This is a genomic window from Lysinibacillus sphaericus (assembly GCF_015844675.1).
GTDB lineage: Bacteria > Bacillota > Bacilli > Bacillales_A > Planococcaceae > Lysinibacillus > Lysinibacillus sphaericus_E.
Window position 1 is genome coordinate 69,562 of the sequence record NZ_LDGC01000016.1, and the last position, 24,461, is coordinate 94,022.

General features: G+C 35.5%; 29 protein-coding genes and 2 pseudogenes. 12 read left to right on the forward strand and 19 right to left on the reverse strand.

Features of this window, described 5'->3' with window-relative positions:
• Positions 1 to 123 precede the first annotated feature (123 nt).
• Positions 124 to 264, forward strand: a pseudogene (locus ABE34_RS25010) (AraC family transcriptional regulator); the annotation flags it as partial.
• A 181-nt stretch (positions 265 to 445) separates the two neighbouring features.
• On the opposite strand, the gene ABE34_RS06385 reads toward ABE34_RS25010, so the two are convergent.
• Positions 446 to 856, reverse strand: a complete 411-nt coding sequence (locus tag ABE34_RS06385) for an NUDIX domain-containing protein (RefSeq protein WP_197141221.1) — start codon at positions 854 to 856, stop codon at positions 446 to 448.
• Positions 857 to 1,125: 269 nt separating this feature from the next.
• On the opposite strand from ABE34_RS06385, the gene ABE34_RS06390 reads away from it, so the two are divergent.
• Positions 1,126 to 1,230 (forward strand): YjcZ family sporulation protein, encoded by a 105-nt coding sequence (locus ABE34_RS06390; protein ID WP_197141223.1) that lies wholly within the window; start codon positions 1,126 to 1,128, stop codon positions 1,228 to 1,230.
• Positions 1,231 to 1,355: 125 nt separating this feature from the next.
• Here ABE34_RS06390 and ABE34_RS06395 read toward each other — a convergent pair whose 3' ends face one another.
• The gene (locus tag ABE34_RS06395; RefSeq protein ID WP_197141225.1) at positions 1,356 to 1,880 is read right to left on the reverse strand and encodes a GNAT family N-acetyltransferase; all 525 of its coding nucleotides are present in this window, start codon (positions 1,878 to 1,880) and stop codon (positions 1,356 to 1,358) included.
• Between the two features lie 531 nt (positions 1,881 to 2,411).
• Between ABE34_RS06395 and ABE34_RS06400 the strand changes: the two genes are divergently transcribed.
• The gene (locus ABE34_RS06400) at positions 2,412 to 2,537 is read left to right on the forward strand and encodes a YjcZ family sporulation protein (protein ID WP_197141227.1); all 126 of its coding nucleotides are present in this window, start codon (positions 2,412 to 2,414) and stop codon (positions 2,535 to 2,537) included.
• 489 nt (positions 2,538 to 3,026) lie between these two features.
• Here the strand turns inward: ABE34_RS06400 and ABE34_RS06405 are convergent, their stop codons facing one another.
• The 4 genes from ABE34_RS06405 to ABE34_RS06420 form a co-directional block, all read right to left on the reverse strand.
• Positions 3,027 to 3,596 (reverse strand): hypothetical protein, encoded by a 570-nt coding sequence (locus ABE34_RS06405; protein ID WP_197141229.1) that lies wholly within the window; start codon positions 3,594 to 3,596, stop codon positions 3,027 to 3,029.
• Between the two features lie 142 nt (positions 3,597 to 3,738).
• A complete protein-coding gene (locus ABE34_RS06410; RefSeq protein ID WP_197141231.1) occupies positions 3,739 to 4,350 on the reverse strand; it encodes a class I SAM-dependent methyltransferase in 612 nt (203 codons plus the stop codon).
• Positions 4,351 to 4,999: 649 nt separating this feature from the next.
• Positions 5,000 to 5,785 carry a glucose 1-dehydrogenase gene (gene gdh, locus ABE34_RS06415; RefSeq protein ID WP_197141233.1) on the reverse strand — a complete coding sequence of 262 codons (786 nt, stop codon included), beginning with the start codon at positions 5,783 to 5,785 and terminating at the stop codon, positions 5,000 to 5,002.
• 15 nt (positions 5,786 to 5,800) lie between these two features.
• The gene (locus tag ABE34_RS06420; protein ID WP_197141235.1) at positions 5,801 to 6,658 is read right to left on the reverse strand and encodes a RhaT/GlcU family sugar-proton symporter; all 858 of its coding nucleotides are present in this window, start codon (positions 6,656 to 6,658) and stop codon (positions 5,801 to 5,803) included.
• A 490-nt stretch (positions 6,659 to 7,148) separates the two neighbouring features.
• On the opposite strand from ABE34_RS06420, the gene ABE34_RS06425 reads away from it, so the two are divergent.
• Positions 7,149 to 7,292 (forward strand): YjcZ family sporulation protein, encoded by a 144-nt coding sequence (locus ABE34_RS06425; protein ID WP_197141237.1) that lies wholly within the window; start codon positions 7,149 to 7,151, stop codon positions 7,290 to 7,292.
• A gap of 291 nt (positions 7,293 to 7,583) precedes the next feature.
• Here ABE34_RS06425 and ABE34_RS06430 read toward each other — a convergent pair whose 3' ends face one another.
• A complete protein-coding gene (locus tag ABE34_RS06430; RefSeq protein ID WP_197141239.1) occupies positions 7,584 to 7,814 on the reverse strand; it encodes a hypothetical protein in 231 nt (76 codons plus the stop codon).
• 350 nt (positions 7,815 to 8,164) lie between these two features.
• Here ABE34_RS06430 and ABE34_RS06435 point away from each other — a divergent pair, with 350 nt between their 5' ends.
• Positions 8,165 to 8,344 carry a hypothetical protein gene (locus ABE34_RS06435; RefSeq protein WP_197141241.1) on the forward strand — a complete coding sequence of 60 codons (180 nt, stop codon included), beginning with the start codon at positions 8,165 to 8,167 and terminating at the stop codon, positions 8,342 to 8,344.
• A gap of 121 nt (positions 8,345 to 8,465) precedes the next feature.
• On the opposite strand, the gene ABE34_RS06440 is transcribed toward ABE34_RS06435, so the two are convergent.
• From ABE34_RS06440 to ABE34_RS06450, 3 genes are all read right to left on the reverse strand, one after another.
• Positions 8,466 to 8,918: an NUDIX hydrolase gene (locus tag ABE34_RS06440; protein WP_197141242.1), complete on the reverse strand. Its 453-nt coding sequence runs from the start codon at positions 8,916 to 8,918 to the stop codon at positions 8,466 to 8,468.
• 154 nt (positions 8,919 to 9,072) lie between these two features.
• On the reverse strand, positions 9,073 to 9,378 hold the full coding sequence (locus ABE34_RS06445; protein WP_079561131.1) for a hypothetical protein: 306 nt from the start codon (positions 9,376 to 9,378) through the stop codon (positions 9,073 to 9,075).
• 172 nt (positions 9,379 to 9,550) lie between these two features.
• Positions 9,551 to 10,438, reverse strand: a complete 888-nt coding sequence (locus tag ABE34_RS06450; protein ID WP_197141244.1) for an EamA family transporter — start codon at positions 10,436 to 10,438, stop codon at positions 9,551 to 9,553.
• A gap of 361 nt (positions 10,439 to 10,799) precedes the next feature.
• Here ABE34_RS06450 and ABE34_RS06455 point away from each other — a divergent pair, with 361 nt between their 5' ends.
• Both ABE34_RS06455 and ABE34_RS06460 read left to right on the forward strand, forming a co-directional pair.
• Complete coding sequence (locus tag ABE34_RS06455; RefSeq protein ID WP_197141246.1) at positions 10,800 to 11,144, forward strand: DUF6176 family protein; 345 nt, start codon at positions 10,800 to 10,802, stop codon at positions 11,142 to 11,144.
• A 121-nt stretch (positions 11,145 to 11,265) separates the two neighbouring features.
• Positions 11,266 to 11,487: a hypothetical protein gene (locus tag ABE34_RS06460; RefSeq protein ID WP_197141248.1), complete on the forward strand. Its 222-nt coding sequence runs from the start codon at positions 11,266 to 11,268 to the stop codon at positions 11,485 to 11,487.
• A 371-nt stretch (positions 11,488 to 11,858) separates the two neighbouring features.
• Here the strand turns inward: ABE34_RS06460 and ABE34_RS06465 are convergent, their stop codons facing one another.
• On the reverse strand, positions 11,859 to 12,632 hold the full coding sequence (locus tag ABE34_RS06465; protein ID WP_197141250.1) for a CsxC family protein: 774 nt from the start codon (positions 12,630 to 12,632) through the stop codon (positions 11,859 to 11,861).
• Positions 12,633 to 13,973: 1,341 nt separating this feature from the next.
• Here ABE34_RS06465 and ABE34_RS06475 point away from each other — a divergent pair.
• Positions 13,974 to 14,381: a hypothetical protein gene (locus ABE34_RS06475; RefSeq protein WP_197141252.1), complete on the forward strand. Its 408-nt coding sequence runs from the start codon at positions 13,974 to 13,976 to the stop codon at positions 14,379 to 14,381.
• A gap of 136 nt (positions 14,382 to 14,517) precedes the next feature.
• Positions 14,518 to 14,688: pseudogene (locus ABE34_RS25015) on the forward strand (NUDIX domain-containing protein); the annotation flags it as partial.
• Positions 14,689 to 14,808: 120 nt separating this feature from the next.
• On the opposite strand, the gene deoD reads toward ABE34_RS25015, so the two are convergent.
• Together deoD and ABE34_RS06490 are read right to left on the reverse strand one after the other, a co-directional pair.
• Positions 14,809 to 15,516, reverse strand: a complete 708-nt coding sequence (gene deoD / locus ABE34_RS06485; protein WP_197141254.1) for a purine-nucleoside phosphorylase — start codon at positions 15,514 to 15,516, stop codon at positions 14,809 to 14,811.
• Positions 15,517 to 15,630: 114 nt separating this feature from the next.
• A complete protein-coding gene (locus ABE34_RS06490; RefSeq protein ID WP_079561117.1) occupies positions 15,631 to 15,849 on the reverse strand; it encodes a YozE family protein in 219 nt (72 codons plus the stop codon).
• A 239-nt stretch (positions 15,850 to 16,088) separates the two neighbouring features.
• Between ABE34_RS06490 and ABE34_RS06495 the strand changes: the two genes are divergently transcribed.
• Together ABE34_RS06495 and ABE34_RS06500 are read left to right on the forward strand one after the other, a co-directional pair.
• Positions 16,089 to 17,933: a methyl-accepting chemotaxis protein gene (locus tag ABE34_RS06495; RefSeq protein WP_197141274.1), complete on the forward strand. Its 1,845-nt coding sequence runs from the start codon at positions 16,089 to 16,091 to the stop codon at positions 17,931 to 17,933.
• A 138-nt stretch (positions 17,934 to 18,071) separates the two neighbouring features.
• Positions 18,072 to 18,818, forward strand: a complete 747-nt coding sequence (locus ABE34_RS06500; protein ID WP_197141255.1) for a formylglycine-generating enzyme family protein — start codon at positions 18,072 to 18,074, stop codon at positions 18,816 to 18,818.
• A 177-nt stretch (positions 18,819 to 18,995) separates the two neighbouring features.
• On the opposite strand, the gene msrB is transcribed toward ABE34_RS06500, so the two are convergent.
• From msrB to ABE34_RS06525, 5 genes are all read right to left on the reverse strand, one after another.
• Complete coding sequence (msrB, locus tag ABE34_RS06505; protein ID WP_197141256.1) at positions 18,996 to 19,424, reverse strand: peptide-methionine (R)-S-oxide reductase MsrB; 429 nt, start codon at positions 19,422 to 19,424, stop codon at positions 18,996 to 18,998.
• On the reverse strand, positions 19,421 to 19,951 hold the full coding sequence (gene msrA / locus ABE34_RS06510) for a peptide-methionine (S)-S-oxide reductase MsrA (protein WP_197141257.1): 531 nt from the start codon (positions 19,949 to 19,951) through the stop codon (positions 19,421 to 19,423). Before msrA ends, msrB begins: the two co-directional genes overlap by 4 nt.
• Positions 19,952 to 19,963: 12 nt before the next feature.
• Positions 19,964 to 20,539, reverse strand: coding sequence for a YpmS family protein (locus tag ABE34_RS06515; RefSeq protein WP_197141258.1), 576 nt, complete (start codon positions 20,537 to 20,539; stop codon positions 19,964 to 19,966).
• 4 nt (positions 20,540 to 20,543) lie between these two features.
• Positions 20,544 to 21,476, reverse strand: coding sequence for a GDSL-type esterase/lipase family protein (locus ABE34_RS06520; RefSeq protein WP_241747000.1), 933 nt, complete (start codon positions 21,474 to 21,476; stop codon positions 20,544 to 20,546).
• Between the two features lie 183 nt (positions 21,477 to 21,659).
• A complete protein-coding gene (locus ABE34_RS06525) occupies positions 21,660 to 22,502 on the reverse strand; it encodes a DegV family protein (protein ID WP_197141259.1) in 843 nt (280 codons plus the stop codon).
• Positions 22,503 to 22,775: 273 nt separating this feature from the next.
• Here ABE34_RS06525 and trhA point away from each other — a divergent pair, with 273 nt between their 5' ends.
• Complete coding sequence (gene trhA / locus ABE34_RS06530; protein ID WP_197141260.1) at positions 22,776 to 23,411, forward strand: PAQR family membrane homeostasis protein TrhA; 636 nt, start codon at positions 22,776 to 22,778, stop codon at positions 23,409 to 23,411.
• Between the two features lie 540 nt (positions 23,412 to 23,951).
• On the opposite strand, the gene ABE34_RS06535 is transcribed toward trhA, so the two are convergent.
• Positions 23,952 to 24,428: a dihydrofolate reductase gene (locus ABE34_RS06535; protein WP_197141261.1), complete on the reverse strand. Its 477-nt coding sequence runs from the start codon at positions 24,426 to 24,428 to the stop codon at positions 23,952 to 23,954.
• Between the last annotated feature and the right edge of the window lie 33 nt (positions 24,429 to 24,461).

Below are 24,461 nucleotides of genomic sequence, written 5' to 3' on the forward strand. Positions count from 1 at the left end.
CAAATTTTATAACGTTCAATTTTTGAAAGAGCTAAGTTTTAGGTAGTTAATATCGTACAATAAAAGCTGATAGATTTGTGCTACACTTACTTCCATATTACCGAAAAGAAGGTGTTTCATGAGATGTTAGAAGAAAGAACTGTTCATTTTGAACATGATCTACAGATTGAAGCCTATCGTTTCTGCGGCATTATGCAAAAATTCCTAAACCACTTCCACGAATATTATGTGATTGGGTTCATAGAGAGTGGACAAAGAAGATTATGTTTCAGGTCATTTAGCCGTTATCGAATGGATAAGATGATGATTTTAGGTTAACATCCCCAAGAACTCCCTTCTGATCCGTGACAATTCAAGGCTGGCGTAGCAACCTTAAACGTAACAACTTTCACTGTCATGCAGTGTTCACCCAGTTCAAATTATATTGCAACCATATTTCCCTAAATTACATAAGCTTTAACTGTTTCAGTGCGTATTCTGTAGTCATTGTAATGTTTTCTGGAATTTCATTTATTGAAAACCACTGTACTTTCTCTAAAGCATGCGGTTCTCTATTTTCTACTTCACCATTCGTAATATGCGCAGCGAAAGTAGGTGCTACATAATGAACATCTTCTGAATGTAAAATATGGTTGGTCACACATACCAATTGTGTAATTTCGATGTCCACTCCAAGCTCTTCCTTTATTTCACGTATGATTGCATTTTCTATTGTTTCCATATAGTCAACCTTGCCACCCGGTAAGCTCCAACTGCCTGCTTCAGGTGCTTTTTTACGTAAAACGAGTAAAATTTTGTTAGCCTTATCTAAAATAATTGCCCCTACACCAACTTTTGGTGATTTCACTTTTTCCATTTGTATTTCCTCCTATAATATCTAGCTTCTATCAAATGTATATAGCTTTAATTTCAACATGTAAAATATGTAGCGTAAATGGTTACTTACGAAGGTCATTTTCTAAGATCCTTAGCAGATGCCCTATCATAACTATTATACTCGTAAAATTTAATATAAAAGTATAGGGAAAATTATTTCTACCTTTATTTATTTTTTTAGTTAGATGATTACCATCTCTCCTTTTTACAGCTTTACGTATTATATATTGTAGAAAGGAGGGAGTAAAAATGAGTTGTTCAGGTAATGGTTACGGCTCAGGGTCCACTTTTGCCCTAATTGTAGTATTATTCATCCTTTTAATTATCGTTGGCGCTACTTTCATTAGTTACTAATAAACGACACCACCAATATCTCTATTGCTCCTATTTTTCCTAGAGTAATACTAATTTATCCCTATACCTTCTATATGAATGACGAAGGGTCACTTTCCTCCAGTGACCCTTTTTTTCTATTTACATTATTTAATTAGAGAAAAAATACTAGTGTCATACGGAACACCGTTTTGGTGCATATAATTTTTTAAGATCCCTTCTTTTTCAAAGCCTAATTTGGTTAATAGTTTATTTGAAGCTTCATTTTCAGTAAAAACAATAGCTCCAATACGCATTAAATCCATTTCTTGAAAGCCAAATGATAGGACTCTTTTAACAGCCTCCTGTGCATACCCTTTTCCCCAGCTCTCAGGAAAAAGTGCATAGCTGATTTCAGCTCTTTTATGCTCAGTAGACCACTCTTGAAAACCGATAGTACCAATAATACCTTCTTGTCCTTTTAATGAAATTCCCCATTTAATTCCACGTTTTTCATCATAATTCTTTGAAAAATTTTTAATTATTTGTTTAACCTGCTCTATATTTGTTAAAGGTTTTTGCCCATAGTGGCGAAGTACATCAGGATTTGAAAAACAATTTAATACTTCTTGGGCGTCATGTTCAGTAAGTTCTCTTAACACTAATCGTTCAGTATCTAAAATAGGAAACATTTTCTTCACTCCATTTCCAAATAAGTTATCTTAGATTCTATACAAAAATGGTGAGAATTGGTACAGATTTTTTAGGTAGAACAATACTTATTAACAAATATAAAAATATAGATTTATATAGATGAATCATTAAATGGTCTCTCATTCCAACAATTGAGCAACTTCATCCTTAATTACAGTGCTGAACTCTTTAATCAATCAGGATTAATTCCCCCGTACATAAAGGTAATTGGCCCTGAGTTCTTTACGCTGTAAATCATAGTATACATTTAAAAAGGAAGTACCCTTTGTTTGTGGTAGTAATATTAATTTGCCACAACAATGGTCCAACTAGTCAGCGCAGTATACTCGGATTCATCAATGTATGTTAGTGCGCCCATAAAGACATCTCAAAAATAGTAACTGACATGTTCATAAAAAATTAGGAGAAATGAATGCCGTAAATCACACTTTAAATAAAGGCAGCGACGTATTGTTAAAGTGTTTAATAAAATATAATACCTTTTCTTTCTACAGGAAGGAGGGAGCTGATTGAGTTATTCAACTTATGGAACAGGGACGAATTTTGCCTTTGCTATTGTTCTATTCATTCTTTTGATTATTGCCGGTATTGGCTTGGTATATTTATTAAGAACATTAATATGGAGCGGTGCGTAGCATTGACTACTAACTAAAAAACTCAAAATATAGTCTCTTGGTAATTTTTAACGGTGATATAGACTAGTCTGAATGGACTCTCACTGACTTAATACTTGTCCTAATAGGGGTGAAAGTCTAAAATACAAAACCTTTAAGGCTGTTTTCGTATATATTGTCGCTGTTAAAAAATAAAAACAAGTTGCTTCTACATATTTTGTAGATCAACTCATCAAGAAAACAGCCCTCTTTATTTTTGGTTTTGACCTTGCTTTTCTACATTTTAAAAAACACTAAATGACCAGTCATGAGTACTGGTCATGTTTTTGTAGCTCATAAGAAGTTATACCACTTTCCTATTGTTCAATTATTTCTTTGCATAATTGTTGATGTCGCTTCGCTTTCGCACAGAAAACAATGCGTCATGTGCATAGCCATTATCCCATCGACGCAATGATTTTAGGCTACCTCCTATGTGCACTCTTTTTCCGTGACATCCGCTGAAAGAAGTTAAATAAAAATAGTTCGCTGAAACTGTCGATGGAATACTGTATTTCCTTCTTGAGGCACCCCTGCAATATTAATCCCCCATGTATTCATGATAATAGGATCATTAGGAAGAATTGGATCACTTGGAAGAATTGGATCACTTGGAAAAACAGGATCACCCGGGAGTCTAACAGGCACTTCATAACATGGATCACTTAGTTGCCAAGCGTTTTGCGGAGTTGCATGTACGACTAGTAGTTTTTTAGCTGGAATTGTAAAAGTAAGAGGCGTTGCTGGGTCATAAAAAGAGGAAGATTGCGATTCTCCACATAAGAAGGCTTCTTTTGGCATCTCCTCTTGGGCACAATTTTGCCAATCTAATACCGAAACTGTTACTGTTTGGGGTGCATCTGATTTATTTAAAAGAGTGACAACAATCGTCTCTGTAGATGGATTTCTCCATATTGCCCCTGTCGTAAAATTACTTGGAACGGGAAGCCTAACAGAACTACAGTGACAAATCGGACAAGAAGAAACTTTATTTGATCGAAATACATTTTTACAATCACAATTGCAGGAAGAATTCATCATTGTATACCCTCTTTTCAATCGATCGATAATAATAATAGAATATGATAAATCAATTATAGGGTTTTGGTTATTCGTACATAGGCTGTATGTTATAAATAACTAAACTACTAAGTGCTTTACTTAATTCTTCTTATTAAAAATATCAATATATTTTTCTAATTATTATTTTCCTATACATCCCATTGAACATGATGGGCGTATCTTCTTCCACTACTATATTTTCCGGCGAGATTTCATCAAAGCTCCGACCAATATCAGTTCCTAATAGGCTGATAATGGGTCTTAGCAAAATCTTGGGCAAGGACAGTTTTTGGTTTTTAGGAACAAATTTATCAAAAACTATTATTCTCCCTTCTTGCTTTAAAACCCTCGTCATCTCTTGAAAACATTTAGTTGCGTCAGGTACTACCGAAAGGATTAAACTAGCTACCACATAGTCAAACGATTCATTTTCAAATTCCAAATTTTGAGCATCCATTTCTAAAAATGTTATTGTAGAATGTTCAAACTTTCCCTTTGCTTTTCGGAGCATATCGGGTGAATAATCAATAGCCGTTATTTTTAAGTCATTGTGATTAATTAACTCTAAATCCGCGCCTGTTCCTACACCTACAAATAGAATCTTTTGTTGATTATTAAATACTATGGATTGAAATATTTTTTTTCGAGCATTCAAAAAAACACCAGAATTAAAGAACTTGTCGTAAATTGGAGAACCAATCCTATAGATAAATCTATTCCAAGAATTATTCAACCCTTATCACTCCCACTTGAATATAATCCCTTCTTTAGGCAATCATACATCATTTCTCTTTTGTAACATATGTAAGAAAAAAGGCATCAAGAAACGAGGGCACTGAAAAAGTCTATATCTTCTCACATTGCGAGGTATTCAACTATTAAATCGTTGAATACCTTGCTTTTTTCATTTGGCACTGTGACTCTACTGTCTTTTCCGAAGCATTCCGCTCGCTTTCCGCGGGCGAGCGCCGAGCCTCCTCCTACGCTTCGCTTTGTGCGGGGTCTCGTCTGTCTCGCTTTCCCGCAGGAGTAGAGCGATGCTTCTCCACAATGTATCAACCTATTATTTTAGTCACGCTTTCCTTTATAATAAAAGAATTAATGTGCAGGTGGTGCCCCCGATGATTTCAAATCAAGAAACCATTTCAAAATACGGAAGCATTTAAGCAATTAGCCACAAATCGCTACAAAGTAGAAGCGAAGAATAGTGAATTAAAAACGGACACGGGTACGATACAGCATTGGATATTCGCTGTCAATTTGAAACGGATATAAACGAAAATGAATAAGGAATAGAGACAAAAATAAGGTTCGTTTTTATGAAAACGTAAGTTTTTCAGTGCCTTCCAAGAAACCTTGATACCTTTTTTGCACACCTTTAGTTATCCACGACCAGCCTGGAATTCTGGATATAAAGTCATTCCACCATCCGCAAATAGAGTAGTACCTGTTACATAACTAGCTTGTGATGAAGCAAGCCATACTGCGACAGCAGCGATTTCTTCTGGTTTTCCGATATACCCCATCGGAACCATGCTTTCTACATCAGCACGTTTGGCTGGATCAGCAAATTTCTCAGCATTTATAGGTGTATTGATTGCTCCTGGTCCAATGTTATTGACACGAATTCCCTTTGGCGCATATTCTAAGGCTAATGTTTCTGTCATTAACTTAATGCCCCCTTTACTAGCGGCATAATGCACAAACAACGGCCAAGGAATTACCTCATGCACACTGGACATATTGATAACTGTTCCTTTAATTTCATTTTCGACGTAATATTTAATGGCTTCTCGACTTCCTAAAAACGCACCCGTTAAATTTGTACTAATGACTCTATTCCAATCACTTAACGGCATTTCATGAGAAGCGACTGGGTTTTCTATACCTGCATTATTAATCATTACATCGAGGGTCCCAAACTCTTTTATTGCAGTCTGAACAAGATTGATGACATCCGCTTCAACTGTAACATCACCTTGTACAGCAATGGCCTCCCCACCAGCTTTTTTAACCTCTTCCACTACAGCATTTACATCCGCTTCATTGGAACGATAATTAATAACTACTTTCGCTTTTTCCTCTCCAAAGCGAATGCCCATTGCTTTTCCTAGTCCCGTTGCAGCGCCTGTAATGACAACAACTTTTCCTTCTAAATCTGGATACATACAAGGTCCTCCTTTTTATCTTTTCGCAATTCCTAACATAATTCCAGCAGCGACTATAAAAACAATCCCGATAATAATGGCGATGAATTGTTTTTTTGTTTTTTTCTCACCTAATATAAAAATTCCACCTAAAGTAGCGATGACGATCCCCATTTGAGAAAGAGAAAAACTAGTTGCGACGCCTACACGTGGCTGTGATATAAATAAAAACATATTTCCGGCAGCCCATATTAAACCAGGAATAATATTACGAATTGCATATTTATTAAATGGTTTATGCTTAAATGTTAATAAAACCCCACCTATTACCATCCCGATTGCTTGTGGCAATAAAGCAGACCATCCACTTACATTAAATAATCGTACTATCACCACATATACTAAATAACCAAAAGTTGAAACAAGTAAAATTAAAATCCCTTTTTTCAAATTGCTTCCGTGTTCTTCTTTTTTCTCTTCTGGATTAGGAAGTGATGTGAGAACGATACCAATGATGATACTAATAAGTGCAAGAACACCTAATATAACCGACATTGTTGTCGACCATTCATGAAACACGATTACGCCAAATAAAGTCGTTGATACCAGTTGCATCCCAGTTGAAATGGGCATCGTTTTTGAAACCCCAATTAAATCAATACTTTTCAATTGGTTTACTTGACCTAATGCCCAAAAAAGACCTGATACAATTCCGACTCCAAACACTATAGGAGATAACTCAGGCTTGACAAAAAAGTAAATACCTATAGAGAATATAAGTGCACCAAATGTTGTTCCAAGTACTTGACTATACGGTCCACCACCGAGCTTGACGTTAAATAATACAATACTTCCCCAAAAGAGTGCTGGTAACAACGCTAGGATAATATCCATTTTTAAATCTTTCACCTCACTAAAAGCTTTATTTGATTTAACAAAACATCTAAAATACTTTTTTATGTTGCACCTCGTGAAGCTTTTTATACTTTTAATTAAAACTACCATTGAAGTTGGTTTAGTTTGTTATGTAATACTTCCACTTTCATCACACAAAATAGACCAAGATGGCCATTAAGCTATCTTGGTCTTATAGAAATCCCTGTTTGCATGGTGCATTTTTCACATTACTATTTATAAATTAATTCCTAAGGCAATCCACTATGCAAAAGAGTTATTTCATCATAATAATAGTATAAGCTAATTTTTTAGCTTACACCGCCTTGTTACTGAGGGTCACTTCTATACAGTGGCCCTTTTATTCAAAGTAAATTAAGAAATCATTAATTCCCCAAAATTATAATTTAATGGTACTTTTTGTTGGATAAATACCACCCTCACTTTCTATATCTATACATATTATAGATGTAGAAAGGAGGAATGCTTCATGGGATGGTTCAGTGGCAATTATAACAACAATTGTTGCTATGGAGGTTATAGCTATGGAGGTGGCAATAACGGTTCAACATTTGTTCTAATTGTTGTTCTGTTCATTCTTTTAATTATTGTCGGCGCTACATTCGTTTATTAATCTTTAATAATCATTTTAAGATATTAAAATAATAAAGCGTGTTTGTTTTAGCCTTACACTTCTTCATTCAAGGTCACTTTCACAGAGTGACCTTTTTAACTATTTAACTCAAGTAAACTTTGCTTAATAATCCAATTTGTCCACACTTCCCCAACAATCATCAATAAATTTCAATACTAACAATTTTTCTTTATATTTTATTCATAAGTATTGGCTAAATTTATTATTGAATACTAAGTTATCCCTATGCATTCATTAAGCGGAACACTTTCCTCCAATATCCGTTCACTTTTATAAAGTTCTTGTCGCTTCTTGTTTAGTAATAGCGTGGATTCGGATAGTGCTGTTGTGGGTATTGGTGATGATGATGGTGTTGTTGGTGATGGTGTTGTTGGTGATGGTGGTGCGGATAGCGCTGATGGGTTGGGTAGTAATGCATTGGGTAGAAATGATGGGATGGATAGTGTTGGCTCGGATAAAAATGAGTTGGCGAAACTGGGTAATATGGATGTCTGCCACCATGTTGTCCTCCATAATTATCATGCCTGTAATCGTATTGCATATTTTTTCCTCCTTTCGATATCGATATAGGTTATGCTATTAAAGGATTAACAGTCTACGCAAATGCCTATATGTTTCCCAAAACTGCTCCCTCTTCTATCTACATACAAAAGAACAATCATCATTCCCTCCCTATTTTCGATATTCCATCTAATTCGGAAAAATCCATAGCGCGTAGCTTAAATCAACTAGCATAAGTAATCGTTTTTGGTAAAAATAAAACACCCACACATTTTTCCATTCCTTCCCAAAACGCGCTCTTTCTATGTTACAATTTCACTGTAGAAAAAGTACGATAGAGGAGCGAAAATATGACTAATAAACAATGTAAGAGATGTGGAAATACCCAATTTACAGAAGCTACAGACTATATACCTGTAAAACCAAGTAAAGGTTCATTTAAAGGAGCTAACAAAATATATACATTTTGTTTAGATTGTGGAGAAGTCGATTCTATTCGTATAGAAAATACATCTATTTTTAAAAAATAAAAATCTATAATCGCCTATCAAAATCAATTTTATTAAGTATTCAGCATTAGGGCCTGTGTGTAGAAATCCGTACATACTAGTCCTTTTATTTTGTGTTTAGGTACCTCTAGTAATTGCAGGGCTACCTTACTTCAATATTTGTGAAGTGATATAGTTTCTCTACCTCTACAATTTGGGATAAATTAACGAGAATATCCGGTTTCAAGTCATTCACTTGTGCCCAAGGGAGCCAACTAATTTTTTGTCTACTGGAATCCTGTCCGTTGTAGTTAGATTGAATTGGAATTTGACCACGGTAAATAAATAAAATCTCGTGAAAATAGTCCTTATCGTGGAAAAAATTTTCGATTACCGCAAATAATTTTGGGGTATCTAGTTGCACTCCCGTTTCTTCCAATATCTCACGCTCGATTGCCTCAATACTAGTTTCTCGTAACTGTACTCTTCCTCCTGGCAAAGAAATTGACCCGTCAGGAAATTGACTTACTAATAAGTTGTCGTCGTGAATAATCCATGCTGCAACCCGAATGTTCAGTTTTCCTGCATTCATTTTTACTGTTAAATCTTCAGACATTTGTGCTCCTCCAATTACAATTATTTTTGTTTACATGTTGAGGTAACATGAGATAATAAAATCATGCCTCATAATTTTCTCTCTCAATAGACTTACGAGAAAGCAGAGTAATGATCAAATTATTCAATGCAAAGTCACATTGTCCTCTATTATATTACTCAACTAATTCAACAGTAAGTGTAGTAACAGCCATTGGTGCCGTACCTTGTACTTTTCCGTTATAGCCGACTTTTACTTTATCACCAACTTTAAATGTTTCGTCGGGATTCTTTGCAAGATTTACATAAACAATTCCGTAAACCGCATTATTTTCTGATTCAGTTACATAAACTACGGCTTTCCGATCGTTTACCATCTCCTCAATTACCCCTACAAAAGTAGCTTTAACTTCACTTTTACACATAACCAACAAACTGCAGAATAGAAGAAGCGTGATGAATAAACTAATTGTCTTTTTCAAAATAGAATCCTCCTCTTTTTTAACTTTCAGATTTAAAATAGCTCGATTCAGATAGTCCCAAAGGAGTTGATTAGTAGAAAAAGAAATAACAAATTCAAAAATCCACCCATTTCTGAGTGGACTACTATAATCATACTTCCTTAAATCCTTTACGCTGTCGAAAAAACTTGAATTATATTTGCTTAATTCTACGGGGTATTCTAAATCCTAAAGCTATAGCTGCACCTATACAGCTAGACAGACATCCTAAGATCAAATAAATCGAAAGAGGTGATTCACCAATTAGAACAGAAGCTATACCTCCAATTACCGGAAATAAAGCTACCATGTACCCGCTTTTTGCAGCACCTATTCTTTCAACAAGCTTTAAATAAAATAGCCATGCTAGGAAGGATGCGATCAATGTTAAGTACAATAAAGCTGATATGTATGTTATTGATGTAGGGATGATGATCTTTTGCCCCTGGAACAATACAATGACTGACATTAAAATACTTCCTACAGTAAAGCCAATAGCGTTCGAATAAATAGGGTCAATCTTTCCTCTGGCATTCCTCGCAGAACTTACATCACCAATAGCTGTAAGTACTGTACCTAAAAGAGCAATCAAAATACCTTTTAAAACATCGAAGCTAGAAAAACTATTTAAAGAAGGATAAATGAGGACACAAACTCCTACCACGCCTAACACTCCTCCAAACAAAACACGAGGATGTAGTTGCTCTTTTAAGAAAATCCGAAGAGCTAGCGGAGTCAATATCACTTTTAATGAAAAGATTAATGTTACAATTGCTGCTGAGCTCAATATTGTTGCGTAGTATAAGCATAAATAACTTAAAGCAAAATTACATATACCAAACACCATAATAAATGGTATATCTTTACGTGTTGGCTTCCCTTTTGGCTTAAGAAACAACACTAGTGCAATAAATAAAAATGCAGTAATAACTAGTCGATAAGTCAAGGATAATTCTAAGCTCACTGGCGTTCCTTGAATTTTCACTGCAATAAAATTAAGTCCCCAAACTATTAAACAAAATACATACATTAGATTTGTCACGATATTTACTATACCTTCTGTCGTTCTTTAATTGACGAAATATCGAATAGGAAAGAATTATCTCTCCTTGAAATTACCGCCTAATATATAGTATCATCGCATATCATCTTTGTAAAAAGGTTTCTTCCATATCCTGCACTATTTTATTAGATTTCTTAATGCTATCGTAAATTAGAAATAAAGATTCAAGATACCCCCTATCAATCTTGTCTTTCATATCTTCACCTTATCACAAAGCCGCAGTTAAGTCCGTACTTTTCCATTTGACTAAAGAAAATTCAGAAGAATACGAAAATAATATATACTATGTTAAAATGTAGTGGTATTAATATGGATAAAAAATAGAAAGGAACAAAGTACAATGAATATTAAGTGCACGCGATATCGAGTGAAACAAGGTAAAACGGAAAAAGTAAATGAGTGGTTAGCTTTCTTGAATGAAAATATGGAAGAGGTTCTAGTTACTCTTGAAGGCGAGAAAATGTACGTTGAAACGATTTTTCGAGAAGTGTTAAATGGCGAAGAATACTTGTATTGGTATGTTGTTCAAGGGACAGGTGGAATTGATGTTGATGATTCAGAGCATTGGATTGATAAAAAACATATTGAATACTGGGATGAATGTATTGATAAAACCTTTAAACCTGTAGATTTACAAACTGAGGTAGTGATGATTCCTGAAAAAGTACGAAATTCTATGAATTAAACACTTTCTTAAACAAATGAAAATTTGTGTTTAAGAAGATTAGGACTTGCGTTTAAGATTGCACATCAGCTCTCCTTCACTTTCTGCTATGCTACTACTTAATGAATTGGAGGGTACTCTTATGAAGAAAACTGTTACTTTTGCAGTTGATACTAAATATAAAGATAGAATACAAGAAACGTTTACTATAGAAGAATTAGGTATCGATGAGAATATGGGCTCTGAAGAACTTAAAAAGAAAATAGAAAATATTTTTAAGACTTGGGTTAGTTCTAGACTCGATATTTCCTACAGTATCGTAATAGATATGGACATGGATTGCGAATGGACATCCTATTTTTAATTTAACAGGGCTATTCGATACACAAATGCACAAGTATTGTCATTCATGCCTAATCTCAACATCTATCACCACAAATCAAGCTTCACAGTCTTAATAGCCCATCTATGAAAGGCTTTTAAAATGAAGATAAATCTTTTTATTTGCGTTCTATAGTTCGATTTCTTTTTCGGGAACTATTGAAACTAATACTTCTTGGTTATTAAATTGCAAAAAGGCAGTTGAAATTCAGATTTAACTGAACTTTCAACTGCCGGTTCAAATAGTTAATTAATTAGTAGTGCTCATTTAATATTACAAGGTTGTTATTCGATAACATTTTGTTGCCGTGAACTGCCTTTTTTATTTGCTTTACCTCTATAAACTAGAGATTATCAAGGACTAGTAGGAGGAGTAAGTCCGAAAAGAACAGGAGTAACTACAGTACTACCAGCTCCAAGGCGGACTTGTTGAACTTGCAGTACTTTTACTGTAAGATCCAGAACAATTTTTTCACGCAATGTGCTGAAAGTACCTTCTGGAGATGCCATAATTGGTGAAAAATCAAGTTCAAAGAAGTTTGCAGCGACTAACTCGCCAAATGGTTGTTCATTGTATTTAACGAGATTTTGGAAGAAAGCCTTATCCAAGCGAGCATCCATTTGAGTACGCTCGTTCAGGAAGTTCGCTTCGGCAAACTCAGAAATCCCCAAGATTGGAGTAGGACCTCCAGGTGTTTGTGGGAAAGTTAAGTCTGTAAAACCAGAAAACGGAACATCGGCAATTCTATCTTGAAGTGCACCATTACATGCTGATGAAGCATATTCTATATTTTTACGAATATGTCCTGCTACAAATAATTTAGCTCTTGTTACTCTAAAAAAGTCAGTGTTATCAATACGTGCAAATCGAACAGGTACTAATTTAACTTGATTTAGGAATACATGTTTTTTCACTCTTTTGATTTCAGTTGCAGCAGGACTCAGCGTAATATCTGATTCCACAACTATTTGAAGTGTTGGTTCTGCAAGTACAACTGGAATTTTAACAGTTGGAGCTGTAACCGGTGTAGCGACTAGTGGAGTAACCTCATTAGCTAATGGTACTAGTTCAGTTGATTCTACTGGACAAGGTGATATTTGATTTAGATTTTCTGATTGTTCACTCAAAAAAAATTCCCCTTTTCATTTTTTAGTATTAGAGAGCGCTCTCTATATTGCTAGGATATGTAGCAATTAAATCTATGTATGGATGTGTATACTAGTTATTTTCTAATATTTAAAAAATGAATTTTTAAAAGATAAAAATTGAGCATCAAAGTTCTAAATACCCTGGTTTTAATTGTTTAGTTAACCAACATTTAGCCATTTCCGTACGTTTTTGCTATTACTTCACATTAGTAATTTACAACTTTTTTTAGTTAACTACGCTAGCGTTAGGAATTTCACTATATTGAGTTCAAGAAATTTCAATCTTTTACACAAGCACAAAAACAACAAAATAGACACATGCTAGTGGAACTGCGTAAGAAGATATACCTTTTAAACTCCATTTGTCCTCATCAGTTGTCCAGAGAAAAACAAACAATGTTATCATGCTAATCCCGAAAGCGGTCGTAATAATATTTAATAATCCAATAATGCCCATCCCCTTTTTTATACAACACATTAATATATTCTTAATAAATTGGGCCGATGCTAACCGCTTGGCTGTTTTATCAATTAATGCTTTGCGTCTACGTAGTCCCTTACTCATATTGTTCAGGTAATGATTTCAATTTCGCTTGTATCTAAAAAAATGAAACTTTTATAACTCTCTTCCGTAAATACATAAATAACCATTTCATTGGAGGTGCTTAAATGAAAGATATTTGTAAAGGGATTCTAGCATTAATCATAGCCTTAGCTATATGGGATGGAATTAAATACATATGGAATCTTGTTGTTTAAACGCCGAGAAAACAGCCAATCTTTGGTTGTTTTTTCTGTTTAAACAAATGTTTTCAATCTTCTGCTGAACAATTTCTTTCCACAGCACCGTATATACATGCTCACAGGATGGAGGTTTATGTACGATGTCTGCTTCAGTCGGTTTTTATTCGGCTATGTCAATCATTTTTTGTTTATTCAGCTAAACCCCATAGTTTAATAATCCAATCTCACTCTAAATCGGTGAATCTGTAGTTAAAAACCACATAGCTAATAAAATCAACCAAATTACACCTATCACTATAACTAAACGCTTCATACTCAAGCCCCCCCTTTCAAACCATATCACCACTAATCAGTTCTGTTATTTTAATTATACCTCTTTTAATTTAATTGGGTATAATTCCATATATTTCATTACCACCAACCAATTTTCTATGGTTGTTCCGCTATTTATTTTCAGTTATTCCTCTAACAGAACAGTTGAGTCAAATAAACAATTGTAACTTTATTCCACTTTTTTCGTCATAATTTATTATGAGGTTTGATTGAATCTTATTAAGTTCATAGGAGGATAATAGTTTGAAAACTTTTTATCATAGTTTAATCATGTGGATCCCTTTTGGATTGTTATTTTCCTTTGCAGCATTTGGATTGGACGTAGTAGAAGGAAATAAAAATATAACGTCAGAATATGTACTCATTTATTTGTTCATAGCGGCATCTTTTACGTTTATTTTATATCCTATTTCATTTTTACCACTTACATTCGTCGTAAGTAAGTTTATAGAATCCTTACTGTATAGAGTGGTAATATTCACCTTTTTAAGTGGGGTAATAGGAACGTTTGCTTTTAAAAAAATATATGATTTTCTTTTTATAGAGGAATATAATTTCAGCATTATTACTTCGATTCTCATTTTTGGTATTGCAGGTTTACTCTATGCTTTAGTAGAAAATTCTTTCAAGAAAAATATAAAATTTGTTTAGACTAACGAAGGCTTTAGCTTAACGCCGATATGTTGGAACAATCCCTATTATTGCACCAGCTTCAGCAATAATGAAAGGAATGAAATGACTATTGCTATTACGTTCAGATACTGATAATTAGGGGCTTTCAGGCGGTGGAGTGGAAATAGGAGATAGTTTTGAAGAAACTGCTCAAAAGGAGTTATATGAAGAAACAGGATTAATTGCCCAAGAATTGAATTTGGTTGGATTAGCTTCAGGGAAAGAGTTATTTTACAAGTTTCCACATGAGGATGAAATTACACACAAGCCTTTTTATGCTTCCTAAAACTCAAGTTTGTAGTAAATTAAAAGCCCATTAGGCTCTGAGTTATTCAGTCACCTAACAGGCAATTATATAAGACTTAGTCCCTTTGAAATTTATTCCAAACTTCAAACCTTGATAAGACTACTCTTGAATAGCCGCTTCAAGTGCAACAACGATCATGTCATTGAATGTAGTTTGGCGTTCTTCTGATGATGTTACTTCACCAGTTAGAATGTGGTCACTTACAGTTAAGATAGAAAGTGCTTGACGGCCGTATTTTGCAGCTAATGTGTAAAGTGCTGCTGATTCCATTTCTACAGCAAGTACGCCGTATTGAGCTAATTTTTCGTTTTGGTGCTCATCTGAATAGAATAAATCTGCTGTAAAGATATTACCTACTTGTAAGTTTAAACCAGCATCTTTACCTGCATTGTATGCTTTTAATAATAAATCAAAGTCAGAGATCGGTGCGAAGTCGATAGCGCCACCCCAAATGATTTGGTTCATACGTGTATCAGATGTTGCTGCTTGCGCTAAAATAACGTCACGAACTTTTACATCTTTTTGAATTGCACCACAAGTACCTACGCGGATTAATTTTTGAACATCATATTCTTGCATTAATTCTGTAGCGTAAATCGAGATTGATGGCACACCCATACCAGTTCCTTGAACAGAAATACGTTTACCTTTATACGTACCTGTATAACCAAACATGTTACGAACTTCGTTATAGCAAGTAACATCTTCTAAAAATGTTTCAGCAATGTACTTTGCACGTAATGGATCTCCTGGAAGTAAAATTGTGTCAGCGATTTCGCCTTTTTTTGCATTAATATGAATACTCATACTGCAATCCCTCTTTTCTGTCAGTTATCACTATAAATAATACTGTGTTTCTCGTATTTTCGCAACGCTAGACGTCTAGCAACTTGAAATAAATTTTATTGTTTCCACTTATTATTACGCGAGATCTACGTATAATGACCACAACTCATCAAATACTTCTATTTTTAAGTTATCTGTAGCGTAAGATTCAATATATGAAGAAAGCTCATCAAAGTCCATGCTCTGCTTCGGAAAATTATGCTCATTGAACACTTCCTCTGCAAATCGCACCTTCGGATCTGACCAATCTCCACCTCTGAATGTTAGTACATACAAATAAAAGCTCTTTTTCATACTTAAATCCCCTTTTTACTCATCTGCTTTCCGCTAGTTTATCAAAAAATACCTTCTTAGTCACAATAATATCGAATAAGTATTTTCTCCACTATAACTAGTAGCACAAACCGGACTTTCCTCACAGAAAAATAATACACATAATTTATCTGAAAAATAAAAATTATTAGAAAAAAGGGATAGAAATACCTATAAAAATAAGGTAAAATTTAAATCAACTATTCAAAAGTTGGAAGGTGATGACGATCAAAGACTCTCATAAACACAGTAAATTTGTAAAGAAACGACCATCTTTCTTTACAAATAGCTTTTCAAAAAAGAAAAAAGATGTTTTAGAAGTTAATAGGCATAATATCCCTCCTATCAAAGAAAAACGACAACGTTATTACCATTTAATTCGAGGCAAAGTGCTTATTATATTTTCTCTCCTCATTATTATTAATGGCACTATGGGTTTATTGTCGTATATCAATATTGAAAATCTACAAATTCAAATGAAGGATTTTACTGAGAAAAACGTTCAAGAACAATTAACGGTTAACCAACTTGCGTATGAAATTGCGAGGCTCACCAATTTAGAACAAGCCTATTTAATTTCTGGGAACGGGAGCTTCGCTACCTCTTATAAAATGAAAATTGATACCATCGATAAAAAAATGAAGGCCTTAGAAAAGCAGTTTACAGAAAGAGAGCTAGAGTTAGGTCATATACAGGCGATCAATCAATACTATAAAAATTACCTTGAATATTCTAGTAAGGTTATGACAATGCGTGATGAACTTGGACTTGAACAAGCTCGAAAACTTATGATCGACGGTGCTGGAGAATCGATGAAAGCGTATATTGATAAAAATATCGAATCTATTAACGAGGTTATGGATGCTGCAAATAAAGCGAAACTAGATAAGCTTAACAAGCAAGTTACACTATCTATTACTTCTTTCTTCTTCATTTCAATACTTGGACTTATTGCCATTATTGTTTTTGGTTATATGTTATTTAAATCATTAAGAAACAATACACAAGCTATTAACGATTCCATTCTCGATATTGCACGGGCTGGCGGAGACTTGACACGACGAGTTAAAGTTCGTAATCATGATGAGTTTTCAACTATCGCCACTTCAACTAATACACTAATTGAATCAATATCTAATTTGATGAAACGTGTCAGTAATCTTGCGGACCACGTTTCAAGTAGTAGCCAAGAACTAATGTCTTTAGCCGACGAAAACGCCCGTACTATACAGAATATTGCAGATGCTACGGCTGATATCGCATCCGATAGCGAGAATACGATTTCAAGTATGACGAGCGCGCAACAAAAGATGAGTGATCTTGAGCATTCTGTGCACCAGTTAAATGAGCAAGCAACTGCTGTTCAGCGTGCATCATTAGCTATGCAGGAAGCGGCTAATGATGGCAGTCGCTCCGTTCAACAATCTTCGTTAGTCATGCAATCTATAGAAGAAACGATGGCCAGCACGACTACCACTGTTGAAGCGCTTGGTCGAAAATCCGCCGATATCACATCAATTATCGGCACGATTACTGCTATTTCAGAGCAAACAAATTTACTTGCCTTAAATGCTGCGATTGAGGCAGCACGCGCTGGTGAGCACGGTCGAGGCTTTGCTGTTGTCGCTGATGAAGTTCGAAAGCTAGCAGCACAATCTCAAATTGCCGCAAAAGAAGTAACTTCCATTGTAACGTCTATTCAAAATGAAGTAATATCCATCATCTCTCAAAACCACGAGGGTGTTTCTTCCGTTATTCGTGGCGTTGAAGTAACGAATGAAACAAATCAATCTTTAGCCAATATTTTGACGCATACTAAAGAAACAACGACAATTATCACGACTATGGTAGAAAAAATTGCACTAACACTTGATTATAGTCATAATGTAGCGAATGATTTTGTACAGGTAAATGCCTACGCTGAACAATCAGCTGCCAACACCGTCACTTCTGCCGCTGCGGCAACTCAAGGGTCTGCATCCATGCAGGAAATTAACGCAGCTGCCACAGAGCTAGCACAACAAGCAGATAGTCTACGAAATCTTGTCAGTGAATTTAAAGTTTGAAGTGACATAGAAAGATGTCAATTTTACATGAAGCTAATACATGATTTAGCGCCGGATTAATAAACGCATTTTCTAATGGAGGAAATCGTACTATGAAAGTAGTATCTAAAAACAATAGTTTACGATTTGGAGAAGACTATGTTAACTAACTTAAATCTTTACTTAAAAGAATTAATGGTGTTTATTCCTGAAGGAGAAATCCGCCTACGAGATTTTCAAAACGAGCAAAAATGGATTAGTTCAAACTATAAATTTGGAATACCTGGTATAAGAAAAAATTTAAAGGAAGTTATTTGGAATGTTGAGATAAAGCCATTTTATCTTGCAAAATATACTGTGACTGAAGAACTTTATGCGATTATTAAAGAGAATAAATTTCCAACAACAACAATGGATCAAAAACCCATTGTTAACGTGTCATGGATAGATGCCGTGAAATTTTGTAATTCATTGTCTGACCTCCTAGGTTACGACAAGTATTATGATTGTGATCAGAAAAATAAATCTGTTGTATGTAATCATAGTTCTAATGGTTTTCGATTACCAACTGATGCTGAATGGCAATATGCATGTAAAGCAAAATCAAAAGGATATCGGTATGGTGAAATTGATGAAATTGCTTGGTATAAGGATAATTCTAATGAACATGTACACAATGTTGGTGAAAAAGCATCTAATGATTGGGGCTTGTACGACATGATAGGAAATGTTTGGGAGTGGTGCTGGGACTTATACGATGAAAAGATATTTGGAAATTACCGAATCATTCGAGGAGGAAGTTGGGCTGAAGAGGAACGCGGATGTGGAGCCACTTGTCGCAGGAAGAGTATGCCCGACTTCTTTATTGACGATATCGGATTTAGAATTGCCAGATCAATCACTTAAAATGTCTAAGCAATTCTGACTTTCTATCGGTTTTATGGCTCTTTCCGTCGCTACGTTAGCTCGTTCCATCGGTTCGAAGTTTCTATCCTTCACCTGTTTTTTCATCCGTCGGTCCGATTTTCTATCCGTCGTTCTCAAAACAACTCCTAGTAGGATATATCCTGCTAGGAGTTGTTGTTATTTAAATAATGAAAGATATTCTGCATAGCCTTCCTTTTCTAAATCCTCTTTTGGTACAAATCGGAGTGCTGCGGAGTTAATGCAATAGCGTAAGCCTCCAAGCTCACTTGGTCCATCTGAAAAGACATGTCCTAGATGGGAATCGGCTTCTTTGCTGCGAACCTCTACGCGACGCATTCCATGTGATGTATCGAAATGCTCCGTTACTTCTTCTTTTTCAACTGGCTTTGCAAATGCAGGCCAGCCGCAACCTGAATCGAATTTATCAAGCGAGCTAAATAACGGCTTCCCTGACACGATATCTACATAAATACCTTCTTCAAAGTGCTTATCAAATTCATTTCGGAATGGTGGCTCTGTACCATTTTCCTGTGTTACGTAATATTGCATGTCCGTTAACCGTTGTAAACGTTGTTCTTTATTCATTTTTCAGCCCCCCAGTGTTTCTCCTGAAATGCTTTGCGACCAGATCCTACAGCATAGCGATCGTAGTGCATTGGATTTTTCTTATAATAATATTGATGATAAGTTTCAGCTGGATAAAACGAACTTGTCGGCAAAATTTTTACTGCGATAGGTTTATCGAATTTACCGGATGCTTGTAAATCAGCTTTAGAACGTTCAGCCAAATCACGTTGCTCATCATTGTGATAAAAAATCGCGGTTGTGTAGGACTCTCCACGATCATAAAATTGGCCTCCAGCGTCTGTTGGATCAATTAATGTCCAAAATGTCGCGAGTAATTGTTCATAAGAATAGAGCTCATCATCAAACTGTATTTGCACCGCTTCTAAATGCCCTGTTGTTTCAGAGCATACTTGTTCATATGTTGGATTGACAACATGTCCACCCGTATAACCGGAAATTACTGATTCAATGCCAGGTGTTTCGTCAAAAGGCTTGACCATACACCAAAAACAACCACCTGCAAATGTTGCGTATTGCATTGCCATCTATCTCACTCCTTATGCACCAGGTACAATAATTTCTAGTAAAATTTTATCCTTAGGCAAGTCTAATTCTTTTGCTTTGATACGAGATCCTGAAGCAATGTTAACGCGCGATAAATCAATATAGATTTCAGCCTTATCTGGATTGATTGAAATCCATGAAGGGAAATCTACCGTATCTCGCATAATTTTCATCGTTGTCTCAGGTGGAATATTTAACAGCCCAACATTCATTCCTGTCTGTTTTAAAATAATATTCCCTTTCTCATCCACTATCGGATCGAAGTTCATAGAAATATCGATTTCTGTATAGAAAACCTTTAATGTACTTTTCAATTGAATATCGTCACCAATCGTAAAGTCCAGCGGTAATGGTGACCCCGCATCCTTTAAATACTTTTTCGATATAGATTCTAATTCCTTCCTTGTTGTTTGCACAACGAGTACATTTCCTTTTACTTCACTTTCAGCTTTTGTACTTTCCGCTAAATTTACTCCATCTACTGGTCTAGTTGCTAAAAAAACGACGAGGAGGATTGCAAAAAGCAGTGTGCCCGCTAAAGCAAAAAATGCAAATTTCCACTTATTCATTTTGTCACTCCTCGTACCCTATTTCCTTGTTAACAATTTGTTCCATATTACATTTCTCCATTGCCTTTATTATTCGCTCATTCATTTTGTCATAGCCTCTAGCATTTGGATGGAAGAAATCCGTATGATAAACGAGCTCTTTATTTGAATCAAACAGGTCTTCCACTGATACATAGCACGCATTTTTATCTTTCTTTGCTATGTCTTCAATGACTTTATTCCACTCCGTAATAATCGAATCAAATTCATTTGCTTCATTTGTCACGATGGAGAATGGATTATAAAAACCGATAAGTAATAAAGGTACTGTTGGATTTTTCTCTCGTATGCCTTCAATAATTTTACTATAACGTTTCTTATATGCCCGCAATTCTTTATCAAAAGCATCTCGTTTCAAATTAAACAGATCGTTTTTAACGATCTTCATGACATCGTTTCCACCCATTGTAATTGAAATGAGCTGTGCTTTTTGCAACTCTTCATCATAATGCCCTTTTTCCACTAATTTTAATAACTGATCACTGCGTCTCCCTCTTTTTCCTCGATTATCGACTTCAACTTCAGAAATCGAGGGCCAAGCTATTAATGAATCTGTTAATCTTCCAACATAACCGTCTTTACTATACTCATCACCAACACCGGCAGTTAAAGAATCTCCGAGTGCTAAGTAATGTAGTTGCTTCGCGTTATTATCATCAATCTTCCCTAAATCCTCTGGTGTTGGCTCAAAAAAATGTTCATAAATTTGCGTCAATACATTCTTTGAGGTCTTTACCTCATTTTCTGTTTGTTGCTCATCCTGTTTCATATCTTGCTCCGTCCTTGCCTGCTCCCCTTCTGGGTCTGCTTGCGGATCCGGTTCATCTATTGATATTGCACAACCACTTAGTACTAAGACGGTCAAACATGACAAAACCATTATTCGCCAAATGCTCATTTGACCACCTTCCATCATTTTCTTCTTCTATTATAGAATAGTTCATAGTGCAATGAAAAGTCACTATACCTAGTTATTGAGTAAAATTGTGCGTATGTATCTTTTTTCGAATAAAGAACTATGCATTTTTCAACAGCTACATGAAAAAAGCTACTACAATTATTATGTAGTAGCTCCTATATATTATTCTGCAAAATAAATAAAACCAATGGCACCTGGGCCAGTATGTGTTGAAATGATTGGTGAAGTAAAGGCGATTTCTACTTCATTAAAACCTGTTCCTTCAACTAATTCTTTTAATGGTCTACCCATAGTTGAAAGACCCTCTGCGTGAGAAATCCCAACTGCTTTTACTGTTTTTCCAGCAGTGTCTGTTTGGAATTGTTTAAATAAGTAGTTTACAACCTGTTTATGGCTACGTACTTTGGATACTGGATTGTATGCGCCACCTTCTAAGTTTGCAATTACTTTTATGTTCAATAAAGAACCGATAAAACCTGTCCCTTTTCCAATTCGTCCGCCTTTAATAAGGTTTTCAAGTGTATCAACAATAACATACAAATACGTATTCTCGCGCACTTTCTCAAGACGCTCAACAATTTCCTCAACCGTAGCGCCAGCGTCGCGCATTTTAATAGCCTCACGTATTTGAATAGCTAAACCTATAGCAATAAAACGTGAATCGATCACAGTTACATCAGAATCCGTCATTTGCGCTGCCTGACGAGCAGATTCCACTGTTCCGCTCATTCCACCAGTCATATGAAGAGAAATAATTTGATCTCCGTCTTTACCAAGCTCATCGTACAATTCTTTAAATTTCCCCGGTGCAGGCTGTGAGCTTTTTGGTAAATTTTTAGCATTTTTCATTAAGCTTAAAAAAGATTGTGGTTCTAAATCAACACCATCTGTATATGTTTTATCGTCAATTTGAATTGTTAAAGGCACAATATGTATACCATGCTGTGCTACTTCTTCTTTTGTTAAATCACAAGTTGAGTCCGTTACTATATGAATTCGTCCCACTTCGACACATCCTTTTACTTCATTAAAATTATTATATAGACTAATGAATCATTATGTAAACATGACATTTGTCATTAGGTTTCACTTTGTTTTAGTCCATTTTGAATCCGCTACCTTGGATACTATAGCGCTTTGTTCAGTCCTTGTCTAACAATGTCCTCATGCATTTCGACATTTATATGACACTTTTGATGTTGAAAACATGACAAATGTAAATACCAGGATGAAAATTATTGGGGTATAGTAAATGTAAGCACGAAAGGAGTGTTCGATATGATTGATTCTTTTGACTACAAAACATGGAAGGAAGAATTGTGGAATGCCATTACTCATGGCATTGGATTTCTCGCAAGTATTCCAGCTCTAGTTGTTCTAATTTTAGCAGCAGTTCAAACCGGAAGTGCGCTCCAAATTACTACGTTCACTATTTTTGGCACTTCTGTGATCATTTTATTTTTAATGTCAACTTTGCTACATAGCATGCCTGAAAAATACAAACACTTTTTCGCTATTCTTGACCATTCCTCTATATATATTTTAATTGCTGGAACGTATACACCTTTCCTTTTAATCGCAATTGGTGGCACGCTAGGTATTACGTTATTATGTATAATTTGGTCCCTTGCGATACTAGGTGTTATTTTTAAATGCTTTTTTATTAATCGATTTGAGAAGCTTTCTTTAATTTTTTACATCGGTATGGGATGGCTAATTATTTTTGCCGTTAAACCTGTTTATCTTTTCTTAGGCTTTCACGGTTTTGCTTTACTATTAGCAGGTGGGCTTTTCTATACGATTGGAGCTCTCTTTTACGCATGGCGTTCTCTTCCCTACAATCATACAATTTGGCATCTTTTTGTGTTAGCTGGTTGTGGCGCGATGTATGCTTGTGTTTATTTTTACTTATAAATAACAAAAATCGCTTCCGTAAAAAAGAAGCGATTTTTGTTATTTCTTAATACCTTTATTGTACACTTACCTCTCAAAATTAGGTCGTCACTTCGACGGTTCTTTCCGTCGTTTTGAGGTTTCTTCCCGTCGCTCGGTTCTTCTTCCGTCGTTTCGTTGGCTCTTTCCGTCGCTTCGAAGGTTCTATCCGTCGCTTTGATGACTCTTTCCGTCGTCTCGAGGTTTCTTTCCGTCGCTCGGTTCTTCTTCCGTCGTTTCGTTAGCTCTTTCCGTCGCTTCGAAGGTTCTATCCGTCGCTTTGATGACTTTTTCCGTCACTTCGAGGTTTCTTTCCATCGCTCGGTTCTTCTTCCGTCACTTCATAGTTTCTAGGCTTCGCTCAATTCTTCTACCGTCACTTCAGTAGACTTATCGAATTTAAGCGCCCGGTCGGAACGTAAATCACTTCCACTTCACGTTAATAAGCCTAATAATCCTTTATTTCAGTAACGACAAAAAGCACGGTCATTCATAACCGCGCTTCCGTAGTACTTATTGTCTTTAGTTTTTACGCTCAAAAATCTGATATTGGAATGTGTAGCCCTCCGGTGCAGTTTCTGGCTCCTCTGAGGATACTTCTGTAAAATCCTCATATTTTGGGAAGTATGTATCCCCATTAAACGAATGATTAATTTTCGTAATGTACAGGCGATCTGCGATATCCATGGATAAGCGGAAAATTTGCTCGCCGCCAATAATCATAATTTCTTGAACATCCCCAGCAAGGGCGAGGGCACCCTCTAAGCTTGTCACCACTTCAATCCCGTCCGCATGATAACTCGCGTCACGCGTAATGACAATATTGCGTCGACCTGGAAGCGGTCTACCGATGGATTCAAATGTTTTACGCCCCATAATCATAGGCTTCCCCATCGTTTTATCCTTAAAATATTTTAAATCCCCAGGCAAATGCCATGGCATGCCATTTTCATAACCAATCACATAATTATTATCATGTGCAACAATTAAAGAAATCATATTGTCCCTCCAAATACTATCGTTCATTATATT